This is a genomic window from Rhodobacter viridis (assembly GCF_003217355.1).
Classification (GTDB): Bacteria; Pseudomonadota; Alphaproteobacteria; order Rhodobacterales; family Rhodobacteraceae; genus Rhodobacter; species Rhodobacter viridis.
The window spans coordinates 95,952-109,575 of record NZ_QJTK01000009.1 but is presented as its reverse complement, the minus strand read 5'-3'; the positions used below and the strand labels follow the sequence as shown (position 1 = coordinate 109,575).

The following is a 13,624-nucleotide window of genomic DNA, read 5'->3' as shown; positions in this document are numbered from 1 at the left end:
GAAAAGGCTAGTCCTTTGGGGCGAGGAGGCGCAGGGCGGTGCGGATCAGTTTTGCCGTGTCGGTGGCCTCGGGGTTTTCGCTGGCCTTGGCGACGGCGGTGGCGGCGTCCGAGGGGGAATAGCCGAGGTTCGTCAGGGCCGAGAGCGCCTCGGCGGTGAAGTTCACTTGCCGAGTTGCGGCGGGGGCAGGGCGCTTTACCGGCTTCGGCGCGGTCTCGATCACCTCGTCCGAGGGGGCGGTGTCAACCGTCAGCGTGCCGCCCATCGCCATCACGGTCGGCGCCTTGTCCTTCAGCTCCATCACCACGCGTTGCGCCAGTTTCGGGCCGACCCCGGGGGCGGCCTTGATCGCGTTCCAGTCGCCAAGGGCGAGGGCACGGGAGACGCCATCGGGGCCAAGCGTGCCGAGGATCGCGAGCGCAGCCTTCGCGCCGATCCCCTGCACCGAGGTGAGCAGCCGGTGCCATTCCTTTTCGATCAGCGTCGGGAAGCCGAAGAGCTGCAGCAGGTCTTCGCGCACCAGAAGTTCGGTGTAAAGCGCGCAGGCCTCGCCCACCGGGGGCAGGTTCGCTGCGGTGCGGGAGGAGACATGGACGATATAGCCGACGCCGCGCACGTCGATCAGCACATGGTCCATGGCGCGGTGCAGGATCACCCCGGCGATGCGTCCGATCATGCGCCCGCCCTCCGGATCCGGGCCTGTCCGGCGGTGATTTCGAGCGCGCCGCGGCCCAGCATCGCCGCCGAGGCCCGGCGGGCGGATTGCAGGTGATGCGCGTGGCAGATCGCGACGGCAAGCGCATCGGCGGCATCGGGGCCGTCGAAGGTGACTCCGGGCAGCTGGTGGCGGACCATGTGCTGCACCTGCGCCTTATCGGCATGGCCGACGCCGACGACCGCCTTTTTCACCCCATTGGGGGCATATTCCCCGATCTCGAGCCCGGCCTGCGCAGGCACCAGCAGCGCGATCCCGCGGGCCTGCCCTAGTTTCAGCGTCGCCACCGCGTCCTTGTTGACGAAGGTCTGCTCGACCGCCGCCGCCTCGGGCTGATGTGTCGCGATCACCTCGGTCAGGCCTGCGTGCAGCACGACAAGGCGCTTCGCCAGATCCTCGCCGGCCGAGTGGATGATTCCATTCGCGATGTGGCGCAAACGGGACCCGTCGACCTCGATCACCCCCCAACCGAGGTTGCGTAACCCCGGATCGATCCCGATCACCCGCATGTGACTGCCCTTTTTGCCTGTGGCATTTTTTCCGCATTTAGCACAAAAGCAGAACATCGGAAAGCGCAAAGCGTTACAGTCCTGTAACCGCCTGAGGTCGGAACGGCTGCGAAACGGCGCAAAGCGACACTTCGCAGCCGAATGCGTCAGCAGAATGCCGAAGCCGGGCGGCAAAATGCCGAAGCCGCTCACGACGCCGTCAGCGGCTGAAAAAGCCATGCAGAAACTGCATGGCGGGGCTGATCGTGCTGCGCTTGTTTTCGCATTCTGCCTTGATTAACTGCCCAATCAACGGCGAAACGCCCAGCAAAACAGCAGAATATAAAGGAACCGCATCATGTCCGCCCTCGACACCCTCGCCCTCTCCGCCCGCCATGGCCGGGCCGGGATGTTTGCACGCCTTCTCGACGCGATGACGCTGTGGAATGACGCCCGGCTGACGCGCCGGGCGCTTGCGCGGCTGAGCGACCGGGAACTGAACGATATCGGCCTGACGCGGTCGGATATCGACTGCATCGGCCGCTGAGCCGACAGGGACGCAAAACAAAAAAGCCGCGCAGGGCGCTGCGCGGCTTTTTGCTGTCTGAAATGCGTCCTGATTATAAGCGCCGTCCGAATGTGCCGGGCGAAAGTCTCAGTAAAGAATGGCGTGCAGTTGCGCGGCGATGAATTGGGTGGGCGCATCGGCGCGCAGCACCCAAGAGCCGACCCGTTCCACGGTCGTTCCCGCGGCCAGGGTCTCGACCCGATGGGCATAGGTTTCCGGGCCGATCTGCGCGAGGATCGCCGCCTTGAACAGCAGCATCCCCAGCAGGACCATCGCCACAGCGCGCCACGGAAAGCGGCGGCGCCCCTTCGGGCGGTGGCTGTCGAAATAAGCGCGGCCAAGCGCCCCGGTCGCTTCGAAAGCGCCCCCCGCGGCATGAATCCGGTCAATCCGCGCCAGGCGGCGTTCAAAGTCAGAGTGAACCGAATTACGCATGACAGGCTCCACATCGAAAACCGGTCGCGGGAAAAAATCCCTAACGACTGATTAACAACTATGCCCGAGTTTCTGCGATCCGGCGAGAAAGCTTTCCGGGGATCAGTTCCTTGAAAGAACCAATGTCGTCCAGTCGCCGTAATTGTTGCGAGAGACGAGACGGAAATTCTGGGCTTCATAGGCCGCGATCACTTCGTCGCCCTGCTCGATCAGGATTCCGGACAAGATAACAAGGCCCGATTCGGCGCAAAGCCGCCCCATGTCGGGGGCGAGCGTGATCAGCGGCCCTTTCAGAATATTGGCGAAAATAAGGTCGAAGGGCGCGGCGGCTTGCAGGTCCGGATGGTTGAACCCCGCCGCCTGCAAGCAGATCACCCGGCCCGCCAGATCGTTGCCGGTGACATTGGCGGCGGCGGTTTCAACCGCGACCGGGTCGATGTCGGAGGCCAGCACCGTCTCGGGCCAGAGTTTCGCGGCGGCCATCGCCAGCACGGCGGTGCCGCAGCCGATATCGACGGTCTTGCGCGGATGGAAGCCTTCGCCCGCCAGCCGGTCGAGCGCGGTCAGACAGCCGAGCGTCGTGCCGTGATGGCCGGTGCCGAAGGCCATCGCCGCGTCGATCACCAGCGGGATCGTTCCAGAGGGCACCTTGTCGGCATCATGGCTGCCATGGACGAAGAACCGCCCGGCGACGACCGGGGCCAGTTCGCGTTTCACATGCGCCACCCAGTCGGTTTCCGGCAGTTCCGAGACGACGAAGCCGGTGGCGCCATAGGCCGCCGCCAGCAGGTCGAGCACGATCTCATTCGGGCGCTCGAGGAAATAGGCGCCGACCTCGAAATTGCCCGAGCCGTCCTCGATCTCGAAGACGCCGACGCCATAGGGGCCGGGGTCCAGGTCTTCGAGCCGCTCGGCCAGATCATCGGCAAGGTCGCGGTCGGACAGAACGGCGAAGGCGGTGAAGGTGGTCATGGCGGGCTCCGTTGGTTTCGCCCCCAATGGCGCGAAAGGGGCGGGGGGTCAATCGAAACAAGGTTAGAGGAAGCTCTGCGGGTCGATGTCGATGGCAAGGCGCACGGAATTGGGCTGCTTCACGCCGCGCAGCCAGGCCCTGATCGCCTGTTGCAGCGGCGCGGTCTTGTCGGCGCGGATCAAGAGGCGGACCCGGTGCCGGCCGCGAACCCGCGCGATGGGCGCAGGGGCGGGGCCGAAAAGTTGCGCGCCGATCCGGCGCAGCGGGCCGTCATGCTGAGCGAGGTCATTGCCATAGGCGAAAAGCGGCTCGATCTCGGCGCCTGACAGGATGATCCCCGCCATCCGGCCAAAGGGCGGCACACCCGCTGCCTTGCGCCCCTCGGCCTCGGCCTTCCAGAAGGCTTCCTCGTCGCCGCCCAGAATCGCGCGGATCACCGGATGCTCGGGTTGATAGGTCTGCAAAAGCGCCAGCCCGGGCTTTTCCGCGCGCCCGGCCCGGCCTGCCACCTGCCGCATCAGCTGAAAGGTGCGTTCCGCCGCACGCAGGTCCGAGCCTTGCAGGCCAAGGTCTGCATCGATCACCCCGACCAAGGTGAGCAGCGGAAAGTTGTGCCCCTTGGCGACGATCTGCGTGCCGATGATGATGTCGGCGCCGCCTTTGGCAATGCTCTCCACCGCCTCTTTCAGGGCCCGCGCCGAGCCGAAGAGGTCCGAGGACAGCACCGCCACCCGCGCCGTGGGGAAGCGTTCTGCCACTTCCTCGGCCAGCCGCTCGACACCGGGGCCGACGGGGGCCAGCTTGCCCTCGACCCCGCAGGCGGGGCAGGTGGTGGGAATGGGTTTCGTCTCGCCGCATTGATGGCAGACGAGGCGCTTGAGGAAGCGATGCTCGACCATCCGCGCGTCGCAGTGATCGCAGCCGATCTGTTGCCCGCAGGCGCGGCAGAGCGTGACCGGGGCATAGCCGCGCCGGTTCAGGAACAGCATCGCCTGTTCGCCCCGCGACAGCGTCGAAACCACCGCGCCGACAAGGCTGGGCGAGATCCAGTGCACCGATTCGATGCGTTCCTCGCGCATGTCGATGCTGCGCATCTCGGGCAGCTCCGAAGCGCCAAAGCGCGCGGCCAGATCGATGCGGCGGTATTTGCCCGAGGCGGCATTGACCCAGCTTTCAAGGCTGGGCGTGGCCGAGGCCAGCACCACCTGCGACCCGGCGAGCGAGGCCCGCAGCACGGCCATGTCGCGGGCATTGTAAAGCGCACCCTCCTCCTGCTTGTAGGAGGTGTCGTGTTCCTCATCGACGACGATCAGGCCCAGATCCTGAAACGGCAGGAACAGCGCCGAGCGGGCGCCGACGACCATCTGCGCGCCGCCCGTCGCCACCATGCGCCAGAGCCTGCGCCGTTCGGCCTCGGTCACGCCCGAATGCCATTCGCCGGGCCGGGCGCCAAACCGCGCCTCGACCCGCGAGAGAAATTCGGAGGTCAGCGCGATTTCCGGCAGCAGCACCAAAGCCTGCCGCCCCCGGCGCAGACACTCCGCGACGGCTTCGAGATAAACCTCGGTCTTGCCCGAGCCGGTGACGCCCTTGAGCAGCGTCACGCCAAAGCCCTCGCCCTTCAGCGCCGCGGCCGCAGTGGCCTGATCCTCGGACAGCGCCTTGCCCGGCAGGGTGAAATCGAGCCGCGGCAAGGGCAGATCGCGCGGCTGTTCGGCCTCCTCGATGGCGCCAAGCTTCACCAGCCCCTTCACAACCTGCGGCGTGACGCCTGCAAGCTGCGCGAGTTCCGTCAGATAAAACCCCGCGCCGCCGTGATCGCGTAGCACGGCCAGAACCTTTTCCCGCGCCTCGGTCAGCTTGCCCGGTACCGCCGTGCCCAGCCGATAGATCCGCCGCGCGCCGGGCGGATCGAACAGCCCCGGCGTGCGTGTCGCCAGCCGCAAAACCCCGGGGAGCGAGGTCATCGTGTAGCTGCCCATGCGGATCAGGAACTCCTGCAGCTCCGCCCGCATCGGCGGGACGTCCAGCACGCGCGACACCGCCCGCAGCTTGCCCGCCTCGAACCGCCCGTCGCCCGCGCCCCAGACGACGCCGACGACCCGGCGCGGCCCGAGTGGCACCTCGACGAAGGCACCCGGAAAACAGCCGCCCTCCGGCGCCAGATAGTCGAGCGGCTTGCCGATCGGTTCCGCGGTCAGGACCGAGACCCGGGCGCCTTCGGGAAAGAACCCCGGCTCAGACATGCCCGGCCTCGCGCCCCGCAACGCCTCCGGCGGGCGTATTTGGGCCAAGAAGAAACGGGAGGGCTTCTTCTTGGTTCAAATACGCGCGGGGGGAGAGGCCGTCAGGCCGAGGGGGGCGGCAAGCCCCCCTTTGCCCCTGATTCCGCTCTCGCAATTGCCCGCTGTTTGCGCTAAATCGCGGCCAGACAGAACGCAGGAGGCCCCTCATGAAATTCTTCGTCGATACCGCCGATGTGTCAGCCATCAAGGAGCTGAACGACCTCGGCATGGTCGATGGTGTCACCACCAACCCGTCGCTGATCCTGAAATCGGGCCGCGACATCCTCGAAGTGACGAAGGAAATCTGCGACATGGTTGCGGGTCCGGTCTCGGCCGAGGTGGTGGCGACCGAAGCGAAGGACATGATCGCCGAAGGGCTGAAACTGGCCAAGATCGCCTCCAACATCGCCATCAAGGTGCCGCTGACCTGGGCCGGCCTCACCGCCTGCAAGGCTTTCGCATCGGAAGGCCACATGGTCAACGTCACTCTGTGCTTCTCGGCCGCGCAGGCGATCCTTGCGGCCAAGGCGGGCGCCACCTTCATCTCGCCCTTCATCGGCCGGCTCGACGACATCAACCTCGATGGTGTGCAGCTGATCGAGGACATCCGCACCATCTATGACAACTACGGCTTCAAGACCGAGATCCTCGCCGCCTCGATCCGCTCGGTCAACCATATCACCGACGTGGCCCGGATCGGCGCCGATGTCATCACCGCGCCGCCCTCGGTGATCAAGGCGATGGCGAACCACCCGCTGACCGACAAGGGGCTGGAGCAGTTCCTGAAGGACTGGGCGAAAACCGGTCAGTCGATCGTCTGAAACCTGTGATCTGAAGGCGACGGCCCGCCGATTTCGGCGGGTCTCTTATTATTGTTAACAAATTTAACCTGCATTTAACCAGAATCTGTGTCAATTTCCACATAACCCGCTTACGAGAGGCTGGCATGACCGACACGGCTTTTGCACCTGAACTGCGCGACAAGATCATCTCCGACCCCGACGTGATCCTTGAGGATCGCGATCTGATGCGGGCGCTGATCACCGCGAACGAACGCGCCATGGGCGCCAATATCGTCGACCTGCGCGGTGTGGCGATGGAGCGGCTGGAACGCCGCCTTGACCGGCTCGAGGACACCCACCGCTCGGTGATCGCCGCGGCCTACGAGAATCTCTCGGGGACGAACCAGATCCACCGCGCCGTGCTGCGCATGCTCGATCCGGTGGATTTCGAGAGCTTCCTGAAAAACCTCGGCTCCGAAGTGGCCGAGATCCTGCGGGTCGACAGCGTCAAGCTGGTGCTGGAAACGCTGCAGGACGAGAATGACCCGGCGCTGCGCCGTCTGGGCGACGTGCTCTGTGTGGCCGAGCCCGGCTTCATCCAGGAATACATGCGCGCCGGTCGTGGCGGGCAGGTGCGCCCGGTGGTGCTGCGCCAGACCCTGCCGCATTCCGAGGCGATCTATGGCGAGGCCGCGAGCTGGATCCGCTCCGAGGCGCTGATGCGTCTGGATCTGGGCGAGGGGCGTCTGCCCGGCATGCTGGTGATGGGCGCCGAAGACCCGCATCAATTCAAGCCCTCGCAGGGCACCGACCTGCTGGCCTTCTTCGCAGGCGTGTTCGAGCGCGGCATGCGTCGCTGGCTGAACTGATGTCGATGGGGGTCTCGCCCGCCGCACGGACGGCGATGGCCCTGTGGATCAGTCACTTGCGGGCGATCGACGGGGCGGCCAGTCACACGTTGACGGCCTACAGTTCCGACGTGGCCGGATTTCTGGCCTTTGTCCATCGGCATCGGGGCGAAAGCTTGGGTGTCGCCCAGCTGGCCGGTCTTGGCCAGTCCGACATGCGGGCCTGGATGGCGCATGAACGCACGCGCGGCCTGTCGAGCCGCTCGCTGGCGCGGGCGCTTTCGGCGGTGAAGAACTTCATCCGCTGGCTCGCGGCGCGCGAAGGCGTCGACGCCACCCATGTGCTGTCGGCCAAGGCGCCGAAATATCAGCGCAAGCTGCCCCGCCCGCTCAGCGTCGAGGCTGCGGTCGAGGTGATCGAGCAGGTCGAATCGCAGGCGCAGGAGCCCTGGATCGCGGCCCGCGACTCGGCGGTGATGACGTTGATGTATGGCTGCGGGCTCCGGGTGTCCGAGGCTCTGGCGCTGAAAGGCTCGGATGCGCCCTTGCCGGAGGTGCTGCGGATCCGCGGCAAGGGCGACAAGGAGCGTCTGGTGCCGGTGCTTCCGGCGGCGCGCAAGGCGGTCGAGGATTATCTGCGGCTCTGCCCGTTCCCGACCTCGCGCTACGAGCCGCTGTTCCGCGGTGCGCGGGGCGGTCCGCTCAATCCGCGGCTGGTCGCGAAGTCGATGGAACGGGCGCGGCTGGGTCTTGGTCTGCCGGCCACGGCGACGCCGCATGCGCTCAGGCACAGTTTTGCCACGCATCTTCTGGCCGAAGGCGGCGATCTGCGCGCGATCCAGGAATTGCTGGGCCATGCGAGCCTTGCGACGACTCAGGTTTACACCGCCGTCGATCAGGCGCGTCTGATGCAGGTCTATCAGGCGGCTCACCCCCGCGCCTGAGCCATAAACCCCGCGAAGCCGTTACAATCCAAGCGGTTATAAGCGAAGGTTTAGGGGGTAAGTAAGGCTTCGTTCATCGTCCGGGAGCAGCGTCGGGGCACGTTGTCATCCAGAAAGGATCGTATGATGAGCGTGACCTCCCTGTCCGGGTACTCGAGCACTGCCGCGCTGGCATTGCTGCAACAAGCGTCGGGCAGTTCCTCTTCGAAGACGACCTCATCGACCTCGTCGAGCTTTGCCACCGGCGGTTCGCCGCCCCCGCCCCCTCCGCCGCCGGCTTCGGCCTCGGGTGGGGCAGACAGCCGGTCGCTGTTCGAGGCGCTGGCCGCGAATGACGATGCCGACGGCGACGGCACCCTGTCGCAGGCGGAAATCGACGCGAGCCCGGTGTCCGATCTGCTGTCGTCGCAATTCAGCACGATCGACACCGATGGTGACGGCAAGCTGACCGAGACCGAGCTGACTGCGGCGGAAGACTCGATGACGTCCGGCGCTGCGGGGGGGCCGCAGGGCATGTCGGGGCCACCCCCCGGCCCGCCGCCTTCGGGTCCGCCGCCGGGTTCGGAGAGCAGCTCGGACAGCGACGATGACTCGACCACCACGAGCAGTTCGACCTCCTCGGTGCAATCGCTTTACGAGTCGCTCTTTGCGGCGATGACCTCGGAAAGCAGTTCCTCGGATCAGGTGACGATCAACCGCGACACGGCGAACCAGTTCATGTCGCTCTTGCAGGCGGTCGCGCAAGCGACATCGTGACCACGGGGCGGGCCGGGTTTATGCCCCCGGCCCGTCTTGCACCCCTTGCAGGATTAGGGCAGGAAGGGCGTATGGACATTCGTTTCAAGGCCCTCTCCGTTCACCTGCTGACCGCCACCGGCGCGGTGTTGTCGATGTTGGCGATGCTCGCGGCGGTCGAGGAAAAATGGGCGCTGATGTTCCTGTGGCTGGTCGTGGCGCTGATCGTGGATGGCGTCGACGGGCCGCTGGCGCGGAAGTTCGACACCAAGCACAACTGGCCGACGCATGACGGCGTGCTGATGGACCTGATCGTCGACTATCTGACCTATGTCTTCATTCCGGCCTATGCCTTGTTCAAGTCGGGGCTGCTTCCGGGTTGGACCGGGTGGCTGGCGATCATCGCGATCATCTACACCTCGGTGATCTATTTCGCCGATACGCGGATGAAGACGAAGGACTGCTCGTTTTCCGGCTTTCCCGCCTGCTGGAACATGGTGGTGCTGGTGCTGTTCGCGATCTGGCCGTCGTATTGGGTGACCCTGGCCGTGGTTCTGGCGCTGGCCGTGGCGATGTTCTTCCCGCTGAAGTTCATCCACCCGACCCGCACGGTGCGCTGGCGACCGCTGTCGCTGACGATGGCGCTTCTCTGGACGATCTTCGCGGCCCGCGCGGCCTGGGTGAATTTCGAGGAAGGCTCCTGGGCGCATTGGGGTCTGGTCGTGACCTCGGTTTATCTGATGTTCGCGGGCATCGCCCAGCAGATCATCCCCTCGCGCCATCCCGACTAAAGCCGGGTCAGCGCGACCCCCGCGACGATCAGCACCGCGGCCGTGGCCTTCGAGCGCGTCATCTTTTCGCCAAAGGCGAGCCATCCGATCAGCACGGCAAACAGGATCGCGGTTTCGCGCGTCGCCGCCACCAGCGCGATCGGCGCCTTGGTCATCGCCCAGATCGAGATCGCATAGGCGCCATAAGAGGCCGCCGCCCCCGCCGCCGCCATGCCCCAATCCTTCAGGGGCGCGATGGTGATGAAGCCCTTCGGCCGACTGAAGGTCATCACCAGACCAAAGAGCAGCCCGCCCCCCACCATCAGCCAGCCGACATAGCCCGCCGCATCGCCCGCAACGCGCGCGCCAAGCCCGTCGGTCAGCGTATAGGTCGCGGTGGCGCAGGCCGAGCCGAAGGCAAAGGGCAGCAGCCGGCGGCTCTCGCCATCGGTGAAAACGCCCCGCGCCATGAAGAGGATGCCCAGCCCCAGCACGCCGATGCCCACATAGCCGAGCGGCGCGATCGTATCGAGCGCGAAGAGCGCCGAGACGATCGCCACCATCATCGGCGCCGTGCCGCGCGCGATCGGATAGACCCGGCTCAGATCGCCCTGCTCATAGGCATGGGCGAGGAAATACTTGTAGAAGAAATGTACGCAGCTTGCCGCGGCGACCCATTTCCATGCTGCCACCTCGGGCCAGGGGCGCGAGAGCGCGATGGCCAGACCGACGGCGGCCTCCATGTAACTCAGCATCACCATGGCGCGGATTTTTGATCCGCCAAAGCGCAGCAGCGCATTCCAGAGCGCATGCAGGAAGGCGGCGGCCAGCACCGCGAGAAGAATGGAAAGGCTCATCGCGGCTCCCTTTGGTCACGCCCCGCCCATCGGTAGCGAGGGGCTCAGGGCGGGGCAAGGGGGGCTCTGCCCCCCGTCCGCAAGCGGACTCCCCCCGAGATATTTTTGGCAAGATAAAGGGAGGCTGCTTTTCCTTGGCTCAAATACGCCCTTGCGCGAGATGAAAAGGGCGCCCGAAGGCGCCCTATTTGTGGATCGGTGGTGTCGAGGCTCAGCCCAGCACGGAATTGCAGCGCGCGCAGGTGCAGGCGTGCTTGTGGCTGCCGACATCGGGCAGGATCTTCCAGCAGCGCTCGCATTTCTCGCCTTCGGCCGCCTCGAAAAGAACGGCGATGCCCGGCACTTCGGGCAGGCGGAACGCCTCGGCGGGGGCCGGGTCGGTGCTCAGGCTCAGGTCCGAGGTGATGCAGATATCGGCGAAGTCGACCGATTTCAGCGCGGCTTCGAGCGCGGTGTCTTCGACATGCACCACCGGCGCGGCTTCGAGGCTGGCGCCGATCACCTTGGCGGTGCGTTGCACCTCGAGCGCGGCGGTCACGACGCGACGGGCCTTGCGGATGCCGTCCCATTTCGCGGCCAGATCCGGGTTCAGCCACTCGGACGGGGTGGCGGTGAAGTCCTCCAGATGGACCGAATTCGCCTCGCCCGGGAAGCGGCTCAGCCAGACGTCTTCCATCGTGAAGGGCAGCATCGGCGCGAGCCATTTCGTCAGGCGCTGGAAGAGGTCATCCATCACCGTGCGCGCGGCGCGGCGGCGCAGGCTGCTGGGGGCGTCGCAGTAAAGCGCGTCCTTGCGGATGTCGAACCAGAAGGCCGAGAGATCCACCGTGCAGAAGGTGAACAGGGTCTGGAACACGCCTTGGAAGTCGTAAGCCGCATAGCCCTCGCGCACGGTGGTGTCGAGTTCGGCCAGACGGTGCAGCACCCACCGTTCAAGCTCCGGCATCTCGGCCGGTTCGACCCGCTCGGAGGCGTCAAAGCCGGAAAGCGCGCCGAGCATGAAGCGCAGGGTGTTGCGCAGGCGGCGGTAGCTGTCGGCGGTGCCTTTCAGGATTTCCTTCCCGATGCGCAGATCGACGGTGTAATCCGATTGCGCCACCCAGAGCCGCAGGATGTCGGCGCCGTAATCCTTGATCACATCCGCCGGGGCCACGGTATTGCCGAGCGATTTCGACATCTTCATGCCCTTTTCGTCGAGCGTGAAGCCGTGGGTCAGCACGCCGCGATAGGGGGCGCGGCCCTTGGTGGCGCAGGCCTGCAGCATCGAGGAATGGAACCAGCCGCGGTGCTGGTCGGTGCCCTCGAGGTAAAGATCGGCGATGCCGTCCGCCGTGCCATCCTCGCGGTCGCGCAGCACGAAGGCATGGGTCGAGCCGCTATCGAACCACACGTCGAGCACGTCGAAGACCTGCGTGTAGTCTTCGGGGTTGACGATGCCTGCCAGCACCTTCTCCTTGAAGCCCTCGGTATACCAGACATCGGCGCCCTCGGCCTCGAAGGCCGCCGAGATGCGGGCGTTCACCTCGGGGTTGCGCAGCAGGAAATCCGGGTCGGTCGGTTGCGCGCCTTTCTTGGTGAAGCAAGTGAGCGGCACGCCCCAGGCGCGTTGACGCGACAGCACCCAGTCGGGCCGCGCCTCGATCATCGAATAAAGCCGGTTGCGGCCCGTCGGCGGGGTCCATTGCACCAGCGTATCGATGGATTTCAGCGCGCGGGCGCGGATCGTGTCGCCATAGGTGCCCATGCCGTCCTTCAGCGTCACGTCGATGGCGGCAAACCATTGCGGCGTGTTGCGGAAGATCAAGGGCGCCTTCGAGCGCCACGAATGCGGGTAGGAGTGCTTGAGCTTGCCCTTGGCCAGCAGCGCCCCTTGCGCATGCAGCGCCTTGATGTTGCTGACATTCGCCGGGCCTTCCTTGCCGTCGGGCAGGATGATCGGCTGGCCGCCGAAGACGGGCAGGGTGGCACGATAGCTGCCGTCCGGCTCGACGTTGTAGGTCATCGGCAGGCCGAATTTCAGGCCCAGTTGATAGTCGTCATCGCCGTGGCTGGGGGCCGTATGGACAAAGCCGGTCCCGGCGTCGTCGGTGACGTGATCGCCCGGCAGCATCGGCACGGGGTAATCCCATTCGCCGTTGCCGTTTTCGATGCCCGCATAGGGGTGGCGCAGGATCACGCCCTCGAATTCCGAGGTTGCCACGTCGCGCAGACGGGTGAAGCCCTCGACCTTGGCCGAAGTCATCACGCCCTGTGCCAGCACATCGGCAAGCACCAGCTTTTCGCCCACAACTGCTGTGGCGTTCTCGGCCGCGGCGTCGACGCGGTAAAGCCCGTAGGCGATGCCCGGGCCATAGGCCACGGCGCGGTTTTGCGGGATCGTCCAGGGCGTCGTGGTCCAGATCACCACAGAGGCGCCATCAAGCCCGGTCCCCGGTTTGAACCGCACCCAGATCGTATGGCTGGTGTGGTCGTGATATTCGACCTCGGCCTCGGCGAGGGCCGTCTTTTCAACAGGCGACCACATCACCGGCTTCGAGCCCTGATAAAGCGAGCCGTTCATCAGGAGTTTCATGAACTCTTCGGCGATCACGGCTTCGGCGTGGAAATCCATCGTCAGGTAGGGGCGTTCCCATTTGCCGGTGACGCCCAGACGCTTGAATTCCTCGCGCTGGATGTCGATCCAGCCCTCGGCGAAGCGGCGGCACTCCTGACGGAAGGCGACGGTATCCACGTCGTCCTTGTTCAGGCCCTTGGCGCGGTATTGTTCCTCGATCTTCCATTCGATCGGCAGGCCGTGGCAATCCCAGCCCGGCACATAGCGGGCATCGCGGCCCATCATCTGCTGGCTGCGGACGATGAAGTCTTTCAGGATCTTGTTCAGCGCATGGCCGATGTGCAAATGCCCGTTCGCATAGGGAGGGCCGTCATGCAGCACGAAGGGCGCCCGGCCGGTTTTCTCGCGCAGCCGGTCATAGACGCCGATCCGCGCCCAGCGGGCCAGCCAGTCGGGTTCGCGCCCCGGAAGGTTCGCGCGCATCGGAAAGTCGGTTTCGGGCAGAAAGACGGTGTCGCGGTAATCGACGGTAGTTTCGGGCGTGTCGGCGCTCATCATGCATCCATGTCTGGCTGAGGGGGGCGCCTGCGCGCCCGGCATCTGAACTGGGCACCTCCGTGCCCGGGGCTTTGCAACGTCTCCCGGCAACCCTGACGCGTCAGAGCGCCGG

General features: G+C 65.7%; 14 protein-coding genes. 6 read left to right on the top strand and 8 right to left on the bottom strand.

The genetic code is table 11. The features are described 5' to 3' along the window. Positions 1–7: 7 nt before the first annotated feature. The 3 genes from ruvA to C8J30_RS18880 form a co-directional block, all read right to left on the bottom strand. The gene (gene ruvA / locus C8J30_RS12350; protein ID WP_110806152.1) at positions 8–676 is read right to left on the bottom strand and encodes a Holliday junction branch migration protein RuvA; all 669 of its coding nucleotides are present in this window, start codon (positions 674–676) and stop codon (positions 8–10) included. Then, on the bottom strand, positions 673–1,224 hold the full coding sequence (gene ruvC / locus C8J30_RS12345) for a crossover junction endodeoxyribonuclease RuvC (protein WP_110806151.1): 552 nt from the start codon (positions 1,222–1,224) through the stop codon (positions 673–675). The genes ruvA and ruvC overlap by 4 nt, the downstream gene beginning before the upstream one ends. Positions 1,225–1,423: 199 nt before the next feature. Then, complete coding sequence (locus C8J30_RS18880) at positions 1,424–1,600, bottom strand: hypothetical protein (RefSeq protein WP_220033723.1); 177 nt, start codon at positions 1,598–1,600, stop codon at positions 1,424–1,426. Positions 1,601–1,612: 12 nt separating this feature from the next. Between C8J30_RS18880 and C8J30_RS12340 the strand changes: the two genes are divergently transcribed. Then, positions 1,613–1,750, top strand: coding sequence for a DUF1127 domain-containing protein (locus tag C8J30_RS12340; RefSeq protein ID WP_342767542.1), 138 nt, complete (start codon positions 1,613–1,615; stop codon positions 1,748–1,750). A 108-nt stretch (positions 1,751–1,858) separates the two neighbouring features. Here the strand turns inward: C8J30_RS12340 and C8J30_RS12335 are convergent, their stop codons facing one another. The 3 genes from C8J30_RS12335 to C8J30_RS12325 all read right to left on the bottom strand — a co-directional run bounded on the left by C8J30_RS12335 (position 1,859) and on the right by C8J30_RS12325 (position 5,425). Beyond that, entirely contained in the window at positions 1,859–2,206 is a 348-nt protein-coding gene (locus C8J30_RS12335; protein WP_110806149.1) for a hypothetical protein, read from the bottom strand. A 102-nt stretch (positions 2,207–2,308) separates the two neighbouring features. Continuing rightward, positions 2,309–3,178, bottom strand: coding sequence for a 50S ribosomal protein L11 methyltransferase (locus C8J30_RS12330; RefSeq protein WP_110806148.1), 870 nt, complete (start codon positions 3,176–3,178; stop codon positions 2,309–2,311). A 63-nt stretch (positions 3,179–3,241) separates the two neighbouring features. After that, complete coding sequence (locus tag C8J30_RS12325) at positions 3,242–5,425, bottom strand: primosomal protein N' (RefSeq protein ID WP_110806147.1); 2,184 nt, start codon at positions 5,423–5,425, stop codon at positions 3,242–3,244. 206 nt (positions 5,426–5,631) lie between these two features. Here C8J30_RS12325 and fsa point away from each other — a divergent pair, with 206 nt between their 5' ends. The 5 genes from fsa to C8J30_RS12300 all read left to right on the top strand — a co-directional run bounded on the left by fsa (position 5,632) and on the right by C8J30_RS12300 (position 9,564). After that, entirely contained in the window at positions 5,632–6,285 is a 654-nt protein-coding gene (gene fsa / locus C8J30_RS12320; protein ID WP_110806146.1) for a fructose-6-phosphate aldolase, read from the top strand. A 125-nt stretch (positions 6,286–6,410) separates the two neighbouring features. After that, on the top strand, positions 6,411–7,115 hold the full coding sequence (locus tag C8J30_RS12315; RefSeq protein ID WP_110806145.1) for a DUF484 family protein: 705 nt from the start codon (positions 6,411–6,413) through the stop codon (positions 7,113–7,115). After that, positions 7,115–8,038, top strand: coding sequence for a tyrosine recombinase XerC (locus C8J30_RS12310; RefSeq protein WP_110806144.1), 924 nt, complete (start codon positions 7,115–7,117; stop codon positions 8,036–8,038). Before C8J30_RS12315 ends, C8J30_RS12310 begins: the two co-directional genes overlap by 1 nt. A 126-nt stretch (positions 8,039–8,164) precedes the next feature. Next, a complete protein-coding gene (locus C8J30_RS12305) occupies positions 8,165–8,794 on the top strand; it encodes an EF-hand domain-containing protein (RefSeq protein WP_146227908.1) in 630 nt (209 codons plus the stop codon). Positions 8,795–8,865: 71 nt separating this feature from the next. Beyond that, on the top strand, positions 8,866–9,564 hold the full coding sequence (locus C8J30_RS12300) for a CDP-alcohol phosphatidyltransferase family protein (RefSeq protein ID WP_110806142.1): 699 nt from the start codon (positions 8,866–8,868) through the stop codon (positions 9,562–9,564). Here the strand turns inward: C8J30_RS12300 and C8J30_RS12295 are convergent. Together C8J30_RS12295 and ileS are read right to left on the bottom strand one after the other, a co-directional pair. Continuing rightward, complete coding sequence (locus C8J30_RS12295; RefSeq protein ID WP_110806141.1) at positions 9,561–10,400, bottom strand: DMT family transporter; 840 nt, start codon at positions 10,398–10,400, stop codon at positions 9,561–9,563. The genes C8J30_RS12300 and C8J30_RS12295 overlap by 4 nt on opposite strands. 211 nt (positions 10,401–10,611) lie before the next feature. Further along, positions 10,612–13,509, bottom strand: a complete 2,898-nt coding sequence (gene ileS / locus C8J30_RS12290; protein WP_110806214.1) for an isoleucine--tRNA ligase — start codon at positions 13,507–13,509, stop codon at positions 10,612–10,614. Positions 13,510–13,624: the final 115 nt, after the last annotated feature.